Below are 14,940 nucleotides of genomic sequence, written 5' to 3' on the forward strand. Positions count from 1 at the left end.
TCGCACAAAGATTTACCGAAGGAAACAAGAATCCTGGTTGGCAATCCGCCACGGCCCCGTAGACTGGGGCCGTCTTTTTTTCAGCGGAGCCCACCATGACCTTGCGTCCATCCTGTCGCCGCCCCCTGCTGCTTGCGAGTGCGGCACTCCTCACCGGCCTGGCCTTGCCCCCCGCCGACGCCGGCCCCTTGCTGGATCGGCTCAAGGAGAGGCGCGCGGAAAGGGCCGCGACGGCAGACAACAGCGCGGTCGGCCAGCGCGTGGATTCAGCCGCCGCCGAGGGTTCACCCCTGCGCAACCTGGCCTACGGCCCGGCCCCCGAACAGAAATTGGACGTTTACCTCCCGGCCAAGGGCACGGCCGGCGCGCCGGTGGTGTTCATGGTTCACGGCGGCGCCTGGAAAATCGGCGACAAGGACCACAGCAAAGTGGTCGAGCACAAAACCGAACGCTGGCTGCCCAAGGGCATCGTCCTCGTCTCGGTGAACTACCCCATGCTGCCCCAGGCCGATCCACTGCAACAGGCCCAGAGCGTGGCCAAGGCCCTGGCCTACGCCCAGGCCAATGCCGCCCGCTGGGGCGGTGATCCCGACAAATTCGTGCTCATGGGCCACTCCGCCGGCGCCCACTTGATCGCCCTGCTCAATGCCGATCCCGGCCTGGCCCGGGGCCTCGGTGCCCACCCCTGGCTCGGCGCGGTGGCCCTGGACAGCGCGGCCATGGACGTGCCCGCCATCATGGCCGCCAAGCATTACGGTTTCTACGACGAGGCCTTCGGCAAGGACCCGGCCTATTGGCGCAAGGCTTCCCCCCGCCACGTCCTGACCGCCGCCGCGCCGCCGCTGTTGATGGTGTGCTCCACCCGCCGCAGCGATTCTTGCGCCCAGGCCGACGCCATGGCCAGCCAGGCCCAGGGGCTCGGCCTGCGCACGGAAGTACTGCGGCAGCCCTTGTCCCACGGCGATATCAACGGTGAATTGGGTAAACCCGGCGCCTACACCGAGCGGGTGGAGGCGTTCATGGCAACGCTGGACGGCACCCTGGCCAGCCGGCTGCGGCCCTGACCCAGGCCGCGCCGCCGTCAGCGGGGATCGCCGCGGCGGCCCCGCGGATCGGGGCGGGAGTCGGGGCTGAATTGCTGCCAACGTTCCCGCGCCTGTTCGCGGAATTGCTGGCGCTCCTCGGGGCTCATGGCGTCGCGCCGCTCGCGGTACTCATCCTTCAAACGCTGGCGTTCCTCCGGCGTCTTGCTCAGCCACTGCTGGCGGATCTGTTCCCGCATCTGTTCCCGTTCTTCCGGCGTCAGGGCGGCCAGCGGGCCCCAGGACCAGCCGCCCTCCTCGGCCCGCAGCGGTGCCGCGCCCAATAGGCAACAGCCCAGCAGGGCCAGGGCCAAAGCCCGGCGCGCGGCATGATCGACGAGGGAAAGATGACGGTGCGAGTCCATGCCCGCATTCTGCCTTGGGCCGGTAACGGCGGGATAAAGGAAAAAGCCCGGTTTGTTACGGCATGTTTCCCCATCGTTACAGGCCCCCTACCTTCTGGGATATGCTTGGCCCATGAATGAACGCGCCCCCAAAATTCTCATCGTCGACGACGACCTGCGCCTGCGCCAGTTGCTGGAACGCTACCTGCGCGAGCAAGGCTTCACCTCCCGCTCGGTGGAGGACGCCCAGTCCATGGACCGGGCCCTGGCCCGGGAACATTACGACCTGGTGGTCCTCGATCTGATGCTGCCCGGCGAGGACGGCCTGTCCATCTGCCGCCGCCTGCGGGCCGCCGACGAGGTGGTCGCCATCATCATGCTCACCGCCAAGGGCGAGGAAGTGGATCGCATCGTCGGCCTGGAGATGGGCGCCGACGACTACCTGCCCAAGCCCTTCAACCCCCGCGAACTGGTGGCCCGCATCAACGCCGTGCTGCGCCGGCGCAGCGCCCCGGTACCCGGTGCCCCGGCGGAAATCCCCGAAGTGGTGAGCTTCGGCGAATGCGCTCTCGACCTGGGCCGGCGCCTGCTCACCCGCAACGGCGAGGAGCAGCCCCTGACCACCGGCGAATTCGGCCTGCTCAAGGTGCTGGTCACCCACCCGCGCCAGCCCCTGTCCCGGGACCGCCTGTCGGAACTGGCCCGGGGCAAGGAGTACGGCGCCTTCGACCGGGCCATCGACGTGCAGATCTCGCGCCTGCGCAAGCTGGTGGAGCAAGATCCGGCCAGCCCGCGCCACATCCAGACCGTACGCGGCTTCGGCTACGTCTTCGTCCCCGAATAAGGTCCGGTGCGCGCCCTGACTCGTACCCTGCTGGCCCGGCTGTTCCTGCTGCTGGCCGCCGCGATGACCCTGTCGGCCCTGGCCTGGGCCGGCATCTTCGTCTTCGCCGACCGTCAGCCCCGGGCCCAGCATCTGGCCCAGATCCTCACCAGCATCACCAACCTGACCCGGGCCGCCATCGTCTCCGCCCACCCCAACCAGCGCCTCAACCTGCTCGATGACCTGTCCCGGGCCGAGGGCCTGCGCATCGACATCGCCGACGACGACGAGCCCATGCCGCCGCCGCCCGACGACCAGCTGTTGCTGGATACCCAGACCGTGCTCCAGCAGAACCTCGGCCCCAATACCCACCTGACCCTGAGCCGCAAGGGCGAGCGCGCCCTGTTCCTGCGCACCCAGATTGCCGGCGACGACTATTGGATCGCCCTGCCCCGCGACCGCTGGGAACGTTCCCGTTCCCTGCAATGGATGGGCTGGAGCGCTCTGGCCGCCGCCGTGGCCCTGCTTGCCGCCGCCGCCTTCGTCTCGCGCCTGACCCGGCCCCTGCGCAATCTGGCCCGAGCGGCCCGGCAGATCGGTGCCGGCCAGCATCCGCCGCCCCTGCCCGAGGATGGCCCCGACGAACTGGCTGCCGTGGCCCAGGCCTTCAACCAGATGAACGCCGACCTGAGCCAATTGGAACAGGACCGGGCCCTGATCCTGGCCGGCGTCTCCCACGACCTGCGCACGCCCCTGACGCGCCTGCGCATGGGCATCGAAATGGGCGTGGAGGACGAGGAATCGCGCAACGCCATGAGCGCCGACGTGGAGGAAATGGACCGCACCATCGGCCAGTTCCTCGACTTCGCCCGCAGCGACGGTGGCGAGGCCAAGCAGGAAGTGCGGCTGGACCAGATCCTGACCGACCTGGGCGCCCAATACCAGCGCCGGCAACAGGCGGTGAGCACCGACATCGGCCCGGTTCCGCCGCTCCAGGGCCAGCCCCAGGCCCTGCGCCGCATGGCCGCCAACCTGGTGGACAACGCCCTGCGTTATGCCCCCGGCCATAGCGTCAACCTGAGCCTGGCCGTCGAGGCGGGCAAGATCGTGCTCGCCGTGGCCGACCGGGGGCCGGGCATTCCCGCCGCCGAGGCGGAACGGCTCAAGCGCCCCTTCACCCGCCTCGAATCGGCCCGCAGCAATACCGGCGGCGCCGGCCTCGGATTGGCCATCGTCGAACGCATCGCCCGCCACCACGGCGGCCATCTGGAACTCCTGCCCCGGGAGGGCGGCGGCCTGCTGGCCCGTGTTACGATTCCCGCATCATGAGCACACCCGATCCCAAGCCCAGCGTCTATGAACGCATCGGCGGCGAAGCCGCCATCCGTCAACTGGTCAAGCGCTTCTACGAGCTGATGGACACCCTGCCGGAGACCTACGGCATTCGCAAGCTGCACCCCGAGGACCTGTCCGGCTCGGAGCAAAAACTTTTCATGTACCTGTCCGGCTACCTGGGCGGTCCCAACCTCTACATCGAGCAGTTCGGCCACCCGCGCCTGCGCGCCCGGCACATGCCCTTCCCCATCGACGCCGACGCCCGCGACCAGTGGCTGTTGTGCTTCGACCAGGCCATGACCGAGGTCGTCGCCGATGAGCCCCTGCGCCAGGCCATCATGAAGCCCATCCGCGACCTGGCCGACTTCATGCGCAACCAGGCCGAGGGCCAGCCGGCAGCCGGCACCCTGCCCGTCGTCAACGACCACCACTGAGCCCGCCATGGCCGAGCTGTTGATCTACGAAACCGTGGTGCCGGTGGACAAAAACCAGCATCGTCATCTGCGCATCGGCCCCGTCACCGACTACGCCTTCGCCGCCAAGACCAATTCCGTGCCCCTGACGGCGGCGGAGTTTTTCGAATCGGCACGGGAATACCCCATCGTCTTCGCCGGCGGTCAATCCCCCGCTGTCCTGCTCGGCCTGCGCGACGGCGAGAACCTGCTGGTGGGTGCCGACGGCCGCTGGCTGGGCCATTACGTGCCCGCCTTCGTGCGCCGCTATCCCTTCGTCCTGGCGCCGGTGAACGACCAGTTGCTGGTCTGCGTGGACGAGGCCCATCCGGCCGTGGGCGCGACGGAGGGCCAGGCCCTGTTCACCCAGGAGGGCGAGCCGACGCCCTTCCTCGACAACGCCGTCCAGTTCCTGCGCCAATTCCAGGCCGAGGCCGAACAGACCCTGCGTTTCGTGCAGCGGCTCCAATCCCTCGGCCTGCTCAAGGAATCCGGCGCCAAGGCCACCACGACGGACGGCAAGCACTACCAATTGCAGGGCTTCTCGGTGGTGGACGAGGAAAAACTGCGGGCCCTGGACAAGGACACGGTGGACGAGTTGTTCCGCGCCGGCTGGCTGGCCCTGATCCACGCCCACCTGCTGTCCCTGCGCAACCTCGACCGCCTGCTGGAAAGACTGCCGAAGGCCTGAAACGGCCATCCTTCCCCAATAAAAAAGCCCGCGACTGCGGGCTTTTTTATTGCAACCTTGCGGGCCGGAAAATCCCGCTCACACGTGGCGAGCGACGAAGTCCTTGATGGCGGCGGCGTCCGCGTCCATCACCTCGACCCGCTGGGGCAGCTTCTCGATGCCCTCCAGGGCGGCGGGACGGACGGGATCGCGGCCCAGGGCCTCGCGGATGGTTTCGGCGAACTTCACGGCCTGGGCGGTTTCCAGCACCACCATGGTCTGGCCGGGCTGGCGATATTCCAGGGCCACCTTGAGACCGTCGGCAGTGTGGGTGTCGATCATCTGGCCGTACTTTTCCCAGGTGTTGCGGATGGTCGCCAGGCGGTCGGCGTGGGTGCTGCGGCCGGAGACGAAGGCGAAACCGGCCAGCTTGTCCCAATGGGGTGTGCCGCGCAAGTCGAAGGCACCACCGGCATCCACCTTGGCCCACAGCTCGCGTACCACGGCTGCATCGCGGCCCACCAGGTCGAAGACGAAACGCTCGAAGTTGGAGGCCTTGGAAATATCCATGGAAGGGCTGGAGGTGACGCTGGTTTCCGCCGTCTTGCGGGGACGATAGACGCCGGTCTTGAAGAACTCGTCCAGCACGTCGTTTTCGTTGGTGGCCAGCACCAGTTTGGCAATGGGCAGGCCCATCTGGCGGGCGATGTGACCGGCGCAGATGTTGCCGAAGTTGCCCGAGGGTACGCAGAAGGCGATCTGCTCGTCATTGCTCTTGGTGGCTTCGAAGTAGCCCTTGAAGTAATAGACGATCTGGGCGGCGACGCGGGCCCAGTTGATGGAATTCACCGCGCCGATCTTGTTCTTGGCCTTGTAGGCGGCATCGTTGGAAGCGGCCTTCACAATGTCCTGAGCGTCGTCGAACATGCCGCGCACGGCGATGTTGAAGATGTTGGCGTCTTGCAGGGAGTACATCTGGGCCCGCTGGAAGGCGCTCATCTTGCCGTCCGGCGAGAGCATGAAGACCTTTACGTTGTGCTTGCCGCGCATGGCGTATTCAGCGGCGGAACCGGTGTCGCCGGAGGTGGCACCGAGGATGTTGATGGTCTCGCCTCGCTTGTCGAGCACGTACTCGAACAGGTTGCCCAGGAGCTGCATCGCCATGTCCTTGAAGGCCAGGGTCGGGCCGTTGGACAGCTCCAGCAGAGCCAGACCGGGTTCCAGTTCGGTCAGGGGCACGATGTCCTTGGCTGCTTCGGGCTTGCGCGCATAGGCGTACACCTGGGCGGTGTAGGTCTTGTGCACCAGGGCCTTGAGGTCGGCAGCGGGAATGTCGGTAATGAACAGGGACAGCACCTCAAAGGCCAAGTCGGCGTAGGACAGATCGCGCCAGCGGGCCAGGGTTTCCTTGCTCACCTGGGGATAGGTTTCCGGCAGGTAAAGGCCGCCATCGGGGGCCAGGCCGCCGAGCAGGATGTCGCAGAAGGATTCGGCGGGGGACTGCCCGCGGGTGCTGATGTAACGCATGGAAAGGCGCTTCGTTAGGCTGGAAAGGGCGACATTATAGCGGCCCATGCCGGCCCGCCTCGGGAACCGGTGCCAGCCCCGGCTCCGGCGCCTAGGAGCTTGCTAAGGACGCCGCTTTTTCCGCGTAGAGGAAGAAGGTGTCGTAGCTGAGGGGCAGCCCCTCGGGCTGGCGCAGGGCCTCGTAGGCGGCCAACAGGCACTGCCAGGCGGTCTTGCCCATCAGGCCGCTACGCCGGTTGTCGCCCCGCACCCGATTGGCGCCCAGGTCCCGCACGCCGGCCAGCAGGCTGCGTAGATCGGGGCGATGCAGGGTGATGGTACGGCGCTGCCAACGGCACAGCGCGAGGCCGGCGTCGCTCAAGGCCTGGCGCAGGGCAGCCTCGTCGCAAAAGTCGATGGTGTGGCGATAGCCATCCACGGCGGCAAAGGCCTGACGCAATTCGGCGAAGGTATCCGGCCCCAGGGTACTGAGGGCAATGCGGCCGCCAGGCTTGAGCACCCGCGCCGCCTCGGCCAGGAAACGGCCCGGATCGCACCACTGCATGGCCAGGCTGGACCAGCAGGCGTCGACGCTGGCATCGGCCAGGGGCAGGGCCTGGGCATCGGCGCAGAGGCGCAGGGACGCGGCGGGACGGCGGGCCACCATGGGTAGGGCGAAGTCCAGGGCCAGCAACTCCAGACCGGGGAAGGCCCGCGCCAGCAAGCCGCTGCCGTGGCCCGTGCCGCAACCCAGGTCCAGGCACAGGCCGTGCAGCCCGCTCCAGGGCAGGTCCGCCAGCAGGCGCAGCCCGACTTGCTGCTGGAAGTCGGCCACGGCATCGTAACGGTCGGCGGCCCGGGCGAAGGCCTGGCGCACGTCGCTGGCGCTCATCCGCCCACTCCGGCGAAGTCGGTCAATTCCCGGACGAAGCGCAGGGGGTCGGAGGCGAACGGGGCGTGGGCGCTGTCGGCGAACACGCTCAAGGTCGCGGTGGGCAGGCGGTCTTGCAGGCGCTCGGCGGCGGCCAGGGGCATCAGTGGATCGGCGGCGCCGTGGATCAGCAGCACCGGCTGCCGCAGGGCGGACAGGAGCGGGCGCAGGTCGCTCTCGCCGAGCAAGGCCAGGCCGGCCCGCAGGGACGCAGGATCGGCGGGCAAGCCGCCCTCGGCGCCGGCCAGACAGCCGCGCAGGGCACGGATGGCTTCCCGCATATGGGCGTCGCCCTGGTGGATCAGGCTGGCGAACTGCTTGAGCAGGGCCGCCGGGTCGGCCGCCAGGCCGTCCATGAAGGCCGCCAACTGGGCCGGCGGCAAGGCTTCCAGCCAGCCCTCGCGTTGGACAAAAGAGGCCGTGGCCCCCACCAGCACCAGGCGGGCGATTTTGTCCGGGTGGCGCTGGGCCGCCATCAGGCATACCAGGGCGCCGAGGGACCAGCCGCAGACCATGGCCCGGGGCGGCAGGGTGGCGGCCAGGGCATCGGCCAGGTCTTCCAGGCTGGCGCCGGGGGCCGGAGGCGAGGCGCCGTAGCCGGGCAGATCCACGTTGTGAACGGTGAAGTGCTTGGCCAGCAAGTGGGACACCAGGGCCCAGGCACCGCTGCCCAGGCCCCAGCCGTGCACCAGGGTCAGTTGCGGGCCCTGACCCTGGCTATTCACGGCAAGAGAAAGCGTCATCACGCCCCTTCCAGGGCCGCCAACAAGCGGGCCACATCGGCCGCGTCGTGGGCGGCGGAAAGGGATACCCGCAGGCGGGCCGTGCCGTTGGGCACCGTGGGCGGGCGAATGGCCGGCACCCAGAGCCCGGCCCCTTCCAGGGCCTTGGAAAGGTCGAGAACCGCCTTGTTCTGACCGATCACCACGGGCTGGATGGCGGTGGTGACCGCCTGCTCGGCCAGTTGCCAACCCTTTGCCGCGCACTGGGGCGCGAGACCCTGGCGTAACTGGCTGATGCGGGCCTGGAGCTGGTGACGCAGCCCGTCGCCCTGTTCGATCAGTTCCAGACTCTTGGTCAAGGCACAGCTCAGGGCCGGCGGCGCGGCGGTGGTGAAGATGTAGGTGCGGGCGCTGTTGATCAGCCATTCCATGACCCGGCTGTCACCGGCGACAAAGGCCCCGGCCACGCCGGCGGCCTTGCCGAAGGTGCCCATGAGAATCACCCGGGGCGAAGCGGGCACGGCGAAGTACGCCAGGCTGCCCCGGCCCTGGGGACCGAGGACGCCGAAGCCGTGGGCGTCGTCCACCACCAGCCAGGCGTCGTAACGCTCGGCCAGGGCAAAGAGTTGGTCCAGGGGCGCCACGTCACCGTCCATACTGAACACGGCGTCGGTGAGAATCAGCTTGCGCTTGGCGCTGCTGGCGGCCAGGAGTTTTTCCAGGGCGGCCATGTCGTTGTGGGCGTAGCGCTTGTGCTCGGCCCGGGACGTCAGGGCAGCATCGATCAGGGAGGCATGGTTGAGCCGGTCGGCAAACACCGCATCGCCGCGTCCCACCAGGGCCGGCGTTACGGCCAAGTTGGCCATGTAGCCGGTGGAAAAGGTGATGGCTCGGGGCAGGCCGACGAACTCGGCGAGTTGTTCTTCCAGGTCTTCGTGGGGCCGGAAATGGCCACCCACCAGATGAGAAGCGCCACTGCCGGCGCCCCAGCGTCGCGCCCCTTCGCAGAGGGCATCGACGATGGCGGGATGGGCGGCGAGGCCCAGGTAGTCGTTGCTGCAAAAGGACAGCAGCGGCTTGCCGTCGGCCGTGGTGCGTGGCCCGACGGGGGCATCCACCACCCGTCGGTGACGGCGCAGATGCTGGTGGTCCAGGGCCTCCAGTTGTTGTTCGATGTCGTCGTAGATCATGCCGCCGGCACTGCCTCCAAGGTGGCATTCAGGGCCGCCAAGGTTTGCGCCGCGAGGAAACCGCTTTCAGCTTCGCTGAGCACGTAGGGCGGCATGAAGTAGATCGTGTTGCCGATGGGACGCAGCAGGATTTCCCGTTCCAGGCCGGCGGCGAAGAAGCGACGAGAAAAGTCGGCGGGCGCATCCGTCACCTCGAAGGCCCAGATCATGCCCCGCTGGCGGAAGTTCGCCACCCGGGGATGATTGGCCAAAGGTGCCAGTTGCTCGGTGAAGCACTGGGCCTTGGCCCGGTTGGCGACGATCACATCATCCTGCGCAAAGATGTCCAAGGTTGCCAAGGCCGCCCGGCAAGCCAGGGGATTGCCGGTATAGGAATGGGAGTGGAGGAAGCCCCGGGCGGTGGCGTCGTCGTAGAAGGCGCCATAAACCTGATCGGTGGTCAGCACCACGGACAGGGGCAGGTAGCCGCCGGTGATGCCCTTGGACAGGCAGAGAAAGTCGGGCTTGATGCCGGCCTGCTCATGGGCGAAGAAAGTGCCGGTGCGACCGAAGCCCACGGCGATTTCGTCGCAGATCAGATGCACGCCGTACCGGTCGCACAAGGCCCGCGCCAGACGCAGGTATTCCGGGTCGTGCATGGCGAAACCGGTGGCGCACTGGATCAAGGGCTCGACGATCAGCGCGGCGATCTGGCCGGGGCTCTCGGCCAGGGCCCGTTCCAGGCCAGCGGCGGCGCGGCGGGCCACATCGATGGCGGTTTCGCCAGGACCCGCCAGGCGCGCATCGGGACTGGGCACGGTACGCACATCGCGGCTCAGGCTGGCGTAGGCATCGCGGAAGATGGCCACGTCGGTCACCGACAGGGCACCCAGGGTTTCACCGTGGTAACTGCCCTCCAGGCAGAGGAAACCGGTCTTGCCCGGCTGGCCCTGGTTGCGCCAGTAATGATGGCTCATCTTGAGGGCGATTTCCGTGGCGCTGGCGCCGTCGGAAGCATAGAAAGCGTGCCCCAGGGCATGGCCGGTCAAGGCCGCCAGACGCTCCGAAAGTTGCACCGCCGGCTCGTGGGTGAAACCGGCCAGCATCACGTGCTCCAACCTGTCCAACTGATCTCGCAGCGCAGCATTGATGCGCGGGTTGCAATGGCCGAACAGGTTCACCCACCAACTGCTCACCCCATCGAGATAGCGCCGCCCCTCGGGGTCGAACAGCCACGGCCCCTCGCCCCGGGCGATGGGCACCAGGGGCAACTGCTCGTGGTGTTTCATTTGGGTGCAGGGGTGCCAGACGCTGGCAAGACTGCGGGAGAGAAGGGATTCGCCGGAGGGCACGGGTTCGCTTCGCGTGGGCAAAAGCGGAATTCTACACGTCGCTATTTCCCCCTTTTCCCCTGTTGCCCCGAAGGCGCACCCATTTATACCCCCGACATAAAAAGACACCCACTCGCGCCCATCAGGTTTAAGCTTTTGCCATAACAAATTTGCATGCTCTAAAAAAGATAAAACCATGCAAAAACCGAGGTCTTTTGCGGAAAAGAGGAGACATAAAAAAATCAATCTAACTTTTGTAATATCCTGTAAGTTATTCTTAAGTAATATCCGCTTTTAATTAAAGCCATGACTTTGATCAACTTACCCAGATTGGACTGACCAGCCATGAAAACCATTATGTTGGTAGATGATTCCGCAACGATCCTTCTCTCGATCTCGAACATCCTGACCAAGGCGGGCTACGGGGTGGAAAAGGCGCCCAACGCCATTGAGGGTTTGGCCAAATTCAAGGGGGGGGTCAAGGCCGATCTGTTGATCACCGACCTCAACATGCCGGGCATGAACGGCATCGAGTTCATCAAGGAAGTCCGCAAGCTCCCCAGCTACAAGTTCATGCCCATCCTGTTCCTGACGACGGAATCCCAACAAAGCAAGCGCATGGAAGCCAAGGCGGCCGGCGCCTCCGGCTGGCTGGTCAAGCCCGCCAGCGCCGATGAGTTGCTCAATACGATCAAGTTGGTTCTTCGCTAGGGAGCGCCCACGGGATGCACGTCAAGAAATTCAAACAGCGCTCCCTGCTGCTACTTGTCGTTGTTAACACTGGCGTTATCGCCACCATCTACTTTTTCAACGACTGGTTTCATCGGGATTTCCTGCCCGCCCTCGGCCTCAGCCAGCCCATCGGCGACGCTCTGGGAGCCGCGCTGATCCTGACGGTGGGTGTGATGGCAATACGAGTCCTCTCCCAGATGGCGTTTTCCGATCCCATGTACGGCGCCCAGCAGGAAACGGAAAACCAGGGCGCGACCATCCAGTCCATCCTCGCCGCGGCCAAGGAGGTCACCGCCGAATTGAAGCAGGTGCGGACTTTCAACGAGGTGGTGCGCAACCAACTCCATACGGTCACCCAGGAAACCGAAGCAGCGGCCTACGACATCACCTCCCGTCTTCAGGGCATTGACGAAGTGGTGGGCAGTCTTTCCGCCTTCGTTAACAGTACCCAGACCGAGTCCAGTCAGTTGCTGAACGAGTCGGAGGCGAAGATCGAGGCCAAGCAGCACATGATCCAGACCCTGGACGCCTTCATCCAGGAACGCATGGCCGCCGCCCACGAGGACCAACGACGGGTGACGCTGGTGGTGGAAGAGGCCCGCTCCCTGTCGTCCCTGGTGCAACTGATCAAGAACATTTCCAGCCAAACCAATCTATTGGCCCTCAATGCCGCCATCGAAGCGGCACGGGCGGGGGAGGCCGGTCGCGGTTTCGCCGTCGTGGCCGACGAGGTACGCAAGCTGTCGGCGGAATCAGACAAGGCCGTCACCGAAATCAACAAGGGTATCCAGGACGTGGCCCAGACCATCGAGACCCAGTTCCAGGAAAAGCTCTCCCACGACCACATCAACGCCGAAAAGTGCGCCCTGGAGAGTTTTGCCAAGCAATTGGACGACTTGGGCCAAAGCTACCAGGAGGTCATGGCCCATGAAACCCAGGTGTTGCTGAAAGTGCAGGAAACCAGCGAACAACTGTCGGAAATGTTCATGAACGCCATGGCCAGCGTCCAGTTCCAGGACGTGACCCGGCAACAGATCGAACAAGTGGCCGATGCCCTGAACCGTCTCGACGAACACTCCAGCCTGCTGGCCAGCCGCCTGGAGCAAAGCGACGACCCCAACGTCAAGCTGCAACCCCTTTCGGTACACCTCGACCAGATGTACGGCAACTACGTCATGCATTCCCAGCGCCAGAGCCATCACTCGGCCCTTGACCAGGGTAGCCCGAGTGCCGACGCCTCGGCGCCGAAGGTTGAACTGTTCTAAGTTTTTCGCCCATCCACCAGTTTCCGGGAGTTGCCATGATGGAATTCATTCAACAACCTGCCACGGAAGGTAGCGGCAGCGTCCTCATCGATGGGGATATGACGATCTACGACGCCCTGGCGATCAAGCAGCACCTGATCACGGCGGCCCGTAGCAACGACAGCCTGAACCTCGACCTGTCCCAGGTGGGCGCCATGGACACGGCGGGCGTCCAACTGCTGATCATGGCCCACAAGGAATGCCAGCGTCAGGACAAGCCCTTCCGCATCACCGCCCTGAGCGAGGCAGTGAGCGAGATCGTCGGCTTCTACAACCTGGAAGCCCTGCTCGGCATCGACAACCCTGCCCACGGCACCACGGCCTAGGAGCGATCATGGACGAGATTTACAGCGTTTTTGCCCAGGAAGCGCGGGAACAACTGACCGAACTGGAATCCGGCCTGCTGCGCATGGAACAGGGCGACCGGGATCCGGAAACCATCAATGCCATATTCCGCTCCGCCCACACCATCAAGGGCGCCTCGGGCGTCGTCGAGCTGACCCACATCGAGAAGTTCACCCATGTCCTGGAAAACCTCCTGGACAAGCTGCGCAACAACGAAATGGAGGTCAGCAGCGAACTCATCACCTCCCTGTTGCGCGGCTGCGACCATTTGAACGCCCTGTTGGGACGGGTCGAGGAAGGCCATCATGACATCAACCCGGCCCTGGAAGAGTCCGGCGAAGCGGTTGCCGTCGAGTTGCGCGCCCTCACCGGCGACGGCGTACCGGTCGCCGTGCCCACTGCGGTGCAATGCTTGGATGCCTCCGTCGCCGATGGCGATACCGCCATGAACGACTGCTGGCACATTTCGGTGCGTTTTGGTCCCAACGTCTTGCGCAACGGCATGGAGCCCATCGCCTTCCTGCGCTATTTGCTCTCCCTGGGGGAGATCGCCCACCTGACCACCGTGCCGGACGCCATGCCCGACGCCGAGGAAATGGACCCAGAGGCCTGCTATCTGGGTTTCGAAATCCGCCTGCGCAGCGATGCCGACAAGGCCGCCATCGAACGGGTCTTCGACTTCGTCCGGGACGAGTGCGACCTTCACATCCTGCCCCCCTACAGCAAGCTCAGCAGCTACCACGACCTGATCGAGAAGCTGCCGGAAGAAAACCTGCGCCTGGGGGAAATCCTGGTGCGTAGCGGTGCCCTGACCCAGGAGGAACTCGAAGTCGGCCTGCGCCGCCAACAGGCCAGCGAAACCATCGCCGCCCGCATCGCCGCCCAGGAAGGCCTGCTGGCACCGCCGGGACCGTCCCACCACCTGGGAGAAATCCTAGTGCAGCAACACATGGTGCAACCCGAAATCGTGGAAGCCGCCGCTGCCAAGCAAAAGCAGGTGGCGGAAAAGAAGGGCACCGAGGCTCGCCTGATCCGGGTCCAGGCCGATAAGCTGGACCACCTCATCGACCTGGTGGGGGAACTGGTCATCGCCGGCGCCTCCGCCAATCTGTTGGCGCAAAAAAGCGGTCAAGCCACCCTGGTGGAGGCCACCTCCATCGTCTCCGACCTGGTGGAAAACATCCGCGACTCCGCCTTGCAGCTACGCATGGTGCAGATCGGCGAAACCTTCAACCGCTTCCACCGGGTGGTCCGGGACGTTTCCAAGGAATTGAACAAGGACATCGACCTCGCCATCAGCGGTGCGGAAACCGAGCTGGATAAATCCGTGGTGGAGAAGATCGGCGACCCGCTGATGCACCTGGTGCGCAACGCCATGGACCACGGCATCGAGCCGGCCGAGGCCCGCATCGCCAAGGGCAAGCCGGCCAAAGGCCGGGTTGAGCTCAACGCCTACCACGACTCGGGCAGCATCATCATCGAGGTGATCGACGACGGCGGCGGCCTCAACCGGGACCGCATCCTCAACAAGGCCATCGAAAAAGGCATCGTCCAGCCCGGCCAGAACCTCACCGACCACGAGATCAACAACCTGATCTTCGAGGCCGGCTTTTCTACCGCGGAAAAGATCACCAACCTGTCCGGACGCGGCGTCGGCATGGACGTGGTGAAAAAGAACATCCAGGCCCTGCGCGGCACGGTGGAAGTCACCACCCGCGAAGGCCAGGGCTCCCGCTTCATCATCCGCCTGCCGCTGACCCTGGCGATCATTGATGGCTTCCTGGTGGGCATCGACAAGTCCTCCTACGTCATCCCCCTGGAAATGGTGGTGGAGTGCCTGGAACTGCAAAACCTCGACCAGGATCGCCATTACCTCAATCTGCGTGGCGAGGTATTGCCCTTCGTCCGCCTGCGCGAACTGTTCGAGATCGACGGACCGCGACCGGCTCGGGAAAACGTGGTGGTGGTCAAGAGCGGCAGCCGTAAGGCCGGCATCGTCGTGGATGTCCTGCAAGGGGAATTCCAAACCGTCATCAAGCCCCTGGCCAGCATTTTCCGTCACCTGCGCGGCATCGGCGGCTCCACCATTCTCGGCACCGGCGACGTGGCCTTGATCCTGGACGTCCAGGCCCTCACGGAACTGGCGACCCATGCGGAAAACCGCGCACCCAATGCAGCACGCACCTAAGAAAGG

At 65.4% G+C, this 14,940-nt stretch carries 15 protein-coding genes; 9 read left to right on the top strand and 6 right to left on the bottom strand.

Features of this window, described 5'->3' with window-relative positions; all coding sequences use genetic code 11:
* Window positions 1-95: 95 nt before the first annotated feature.
* Window positions 96-1,064, top strand: coding sequence for an alpha/beta hydrolase (locus tag ACYQ2U_RS11030; RefSeq protein WP_459950418.1), 969 nt, complete (start codon window positions 96-98; stop codon window positions 1,062-1,064).
* Window positions 1,065-1,081: 17 nt separating this feature from the next.
* Here ACYQ2U_RS11030 and ACYQ2U_RS11035 read toward each other — a convergent pair whose 3' ends face one another.
* Window positions 1,082-1,447: a DUF3106 domain-containing protein gene (locus ACYQ2U_RS11035; protein WP_459950419.1), complete on the bottom strand. Its 366-nt coding sequence runs from the start codon at window positions 1,445-1,447 to the stop codon at window positions 1,082-1,084.
* 112 nt (window positions 1,448-1,559) lie between these two features.
* Here ACYQ2U_RS11035 and ompR point away from each other — a divergent pair, with 112 nt between their 5' ends.
* The 4 genes from ompR to ACYQ2U_RS11055 are packed head-to-tail and all read left to right on the top strand — an operon-like array spanning window position 1,560 to window position 4,727.
* A complete protein-coding gene (gene ompR / locus ACYQ2U_RS11040) occupies window positions 1,560-2,270 on the top strand; it encodes an osmolarity response regulator transcription factor OmpR (RefSeq protein ID WP_459950420.1) in 711 nt (236 codons plus the stop codon).
* A gap of 6 nt (window positions 2,271-2,276) precedes the next feature.
* A complete protein-coding gene (locus ACYQ2U_RS11045) occupies window positions 2,277-3,578 on the top strand; it encodes an ATP-binding protein (protein ID WP_459950421.1) in 1,302 nt (433 codons plus the stop codon).
* A complete protein-coding gene (locus ACYQ2U_RS11050) occupies window positions 3,575-4,018 on the top strand; it encodes a group II truncated hemoglobin (protein WP_459950422.1) in 444 nt (147 codons plus the stop codon). The genes ACYQ2U_RS11045 and ACYQ2U_RS11050 overlap by 4 nt, the downstream gene beginning before the upstream one ends.
* 7 nt (window positions 4,019-4,025) lie before the next feature.
* Complete coding sequence (locus ACYQ2U_RS11055) at window positions 4,026-4,727, top strand: SapC family protein (RefSeq protein WP_459950423.1); 702 nt, start codon at window positions 4,026-4,028, stop codon at window positions 4,725-4,727.
* A gap of 78 nt (window positions 4,728-4,805) precedes the next feature.
* On the opposite strand, the gene thrC is transcribed toward ACYQ2U_RS11055, so the two are convergent.
* The 5 genes from thrC to bioA form a co-directional block, all read right to left on the bottom strand.
* Window positions 4,806-6,233, bottom strand: a complete 1,428-nt coding sequence (gene thrC, locus ACYQ2U_RS11060) for a threonine synthase (protein ID WP_459950424.1) — start codon at window positions 6,231-6,233, stop codon at window positions 4,806-4,808.
* A 91-nt stretch (window positions 6,234-6,324) separates the two neighbouring features.
* Window positions 6,325-7,104 carry a methyltransferase domain-containing protein gene (locus tag ACYQ2U_RS11065; protein WP_459950425.1) on the bottom strand — a complete coding sequence of 260 codons (780 nt, stop codon included), beginning with the start codon at window positions 7,102-7,104 and terminating at the stop codon, window positions 6,325-6,327.
* Window positions 7,101-7,886, bottom strand: coding sequence for an alpha/beta fold hydrolase (locus ACYQ2U_RS11070; RefSeq protein ID WP_459950426.1), 786 nt, complete (start codon window positions 7,884-7,886; stop codon window positions 7,101-7,103). Before ACYQ2U_RS11070 ends, ACYQ2U_RS11065 begins: the two co-directional genes overlap by 4 nt.
* Complete coding sequence (gene bioF / locus ACYQ2U_RS11075) at window positions 7,886-9,055, bottom strand: 8-amino-7-oxononanoate synthase (RefSeq protein WP_459950427.1); 1,170 nt, start codon at window positions 9,053-9,055, stop codon at window positions 7,886-7,888. The genes ACYQ2U_RS11070 and bioF overlap by 1 nt, the downstream gene beginning before the upstream one ends.
* Complete coding sequence (gene bioA, locus ACYQ2U_RS11080; protein WP_459950428.1) at window positions 9,052-10,386, bottom strand: adenosylmethionine--8-amino-7-oxononanoate transaminase; 1,335 nt, start codon at window positions 10,384-10,386, stop codon at window positions 9,052-9,054. The genes bioF and bioA overlap by 4 nt, the downstream gene beginning before the upstream one ends.
* 324 nt (window positions 10,387-10,710) lie before the next feature.
* On the opposite strand from bioA, the gene ACYQ2U_RS11085 reads away from it, so the two are divergent.
* Genes ACYQ2U_RS11085 through ACYQ2U_RS11100 form a run of 4 tightly spaced genes read left to right on the top strand, consistent with a single transcriptional unit; the run spans window position 10,711 to window position 14,934 of the window.
* Window positions 10,711-11,076, top strand: a complete 366-nt coding sequence (locus ACYQ2U_RS11085; protein WP_459950429.1) for a response regulator — start codon at window positions 10,711-10,713, stop codon at window positions 11,074-11,076.
* A gap of 14 nt (window positions 11,077-11,090) precedes the next feature.
* Window positions 11,091-12,362, top strand: coding sequence for a methyl-accepting chemotaxis protein (locus ACYQ2U_RS11090; protein ID WP_459950430.1), 1,272 nt, complete (start codon window positions 11,091-11,093; stop codon window positions 12,360-12,362).
* A gap of 35 nt (window positions 12,363-12,397) precedes the next feature.
* Complete coding sequence (locus ACYQ2U_RS11095) at window positions 12,398-12,727, top strand: STAS domain-containing protein (protein ID WP_459950431.1); 330 nt, start codon at window positions 12,398-12,400, stop codon at window positions 12,725-12,727.
* An 8-nt stretch (window positions 12,728-12,735) separates the two neighbouring features.
* Window positions 12,736-14,934 (top strand): chemotaxis protein CheA, encoded by a 2,199-nt coding sequence (locus tag ACYQ2U_RS11100; RefSeq protein WP_459950432.1) that lies wholly within the window; start codon window positions 12,736-12,738, stop codon window positions 14,932-14,934.
* Window positions 14,935-14,940 lie beyond the last annotated feature (6 nt).

Source organism: Denitratisoma sp. agr-D3, from assembly GCF_054658675.1.

What these genes read in the sequence shown, in the direction of transcription:
- bioF (WP_459950427.1), bottom strand. Translation starts at nt 9,055, where the DNA reads ATGATCTACGACGACATCGAACAACAACTGGAGGCCCTGGACCACCAG.
- ACYQ2U_RS11055 (WP_459950423.1), top strand. Translation starts at nt 4,026, where the DNA reads ATGGCCGAGCTGTTGATCTACGAAACCGTGGTGCCGGTGGACAAAAAC.
- ACYQ2U_RS11030 (WP_459950418.1), top strand. Translation starts at nt 96, where the DNA reads ATGACCTTGCGTCCATCCTGTCGCCGCCCCCTGCTGCTTGCGAGTGCG.
- ompR (WP_459950420.1), top strand. Translation starts at nt 1,560, where the DNA reads ATGAATGAACGCGCCCCCAAAATTCTCATCGTCGACGACGACCTGCGC.
- ACYQ2U_RS11050 (WP_459950422.1), top strand. Translation starts at nt 3,575, where the DNA reads ATGAGCACACCCGATCCCAAGCCCAGCGTCTATGAACGCATCGGCGGC.
- thrC (WP_459950424.1), bottom strand. Translation starts at nt 6,233, where the DNA reads ATGCGTTACATCAGCACCCGCGGGCAGTCCCCCGCCGAATCCTTCTGC.
- ACYQ2U_RS11100 (WP_459950432.1), top strand. Translation starts at nt 12,736, where the DNA reads ATGGACGAGATTTACAGCGTTTTTGCCCAGGAAGCGCGGGAACAACTG.
- ACYQ2U_RS11095 (WP_459950431.1), top strand. Translation starts at nt 12,398, where the DNA reads ATGATGGAATTCATTCAACAACCTGCCACGGAAGGTAGCGGCAGCGTC.
- ACYQ2U_RS11035 (WP_459950419.1), bottom strand. Translation starts at nt 1,447, where the DNA reads ATGGACTCGCACCGTCATCTTTCCCTCGTCGATCATGCCGCGCGCCGG.
- ACYQ2U_RS11065 (WP_459950425.1), bottom strand. Translation starts at nt 7,104, where the DNA reads ATGAGCGCCAGCGACGTGCGCCAGGCCTTCGCCCGGGCCGCCGACCGT.
- ACYQ2U_RS11085 (WP_459950429.1), top strand. Translation starts at nt 10,711, where the DNA reads ATGAAAACCATTATGTTGGTAGATGATTCCGCAACGATCCTTCTCTCG.
- ACYQ2U_RS11090 (WP_459950430.1), top strand. Translation starts at nt 11,091, where the DNA reads ATGCACGTCAAGAAATTCAAACAGCGCTCCCTGCTGCTACTTGTCGTT.
- ACYQ2U_RS11070 (WP_459950426.1), bottom strand. Translation starts at nt 7,886, where the DNA reads ATGACGCTTTCTCTTGCCGTGAATAGCCAGGGTCAGGGCCCGCAACTG.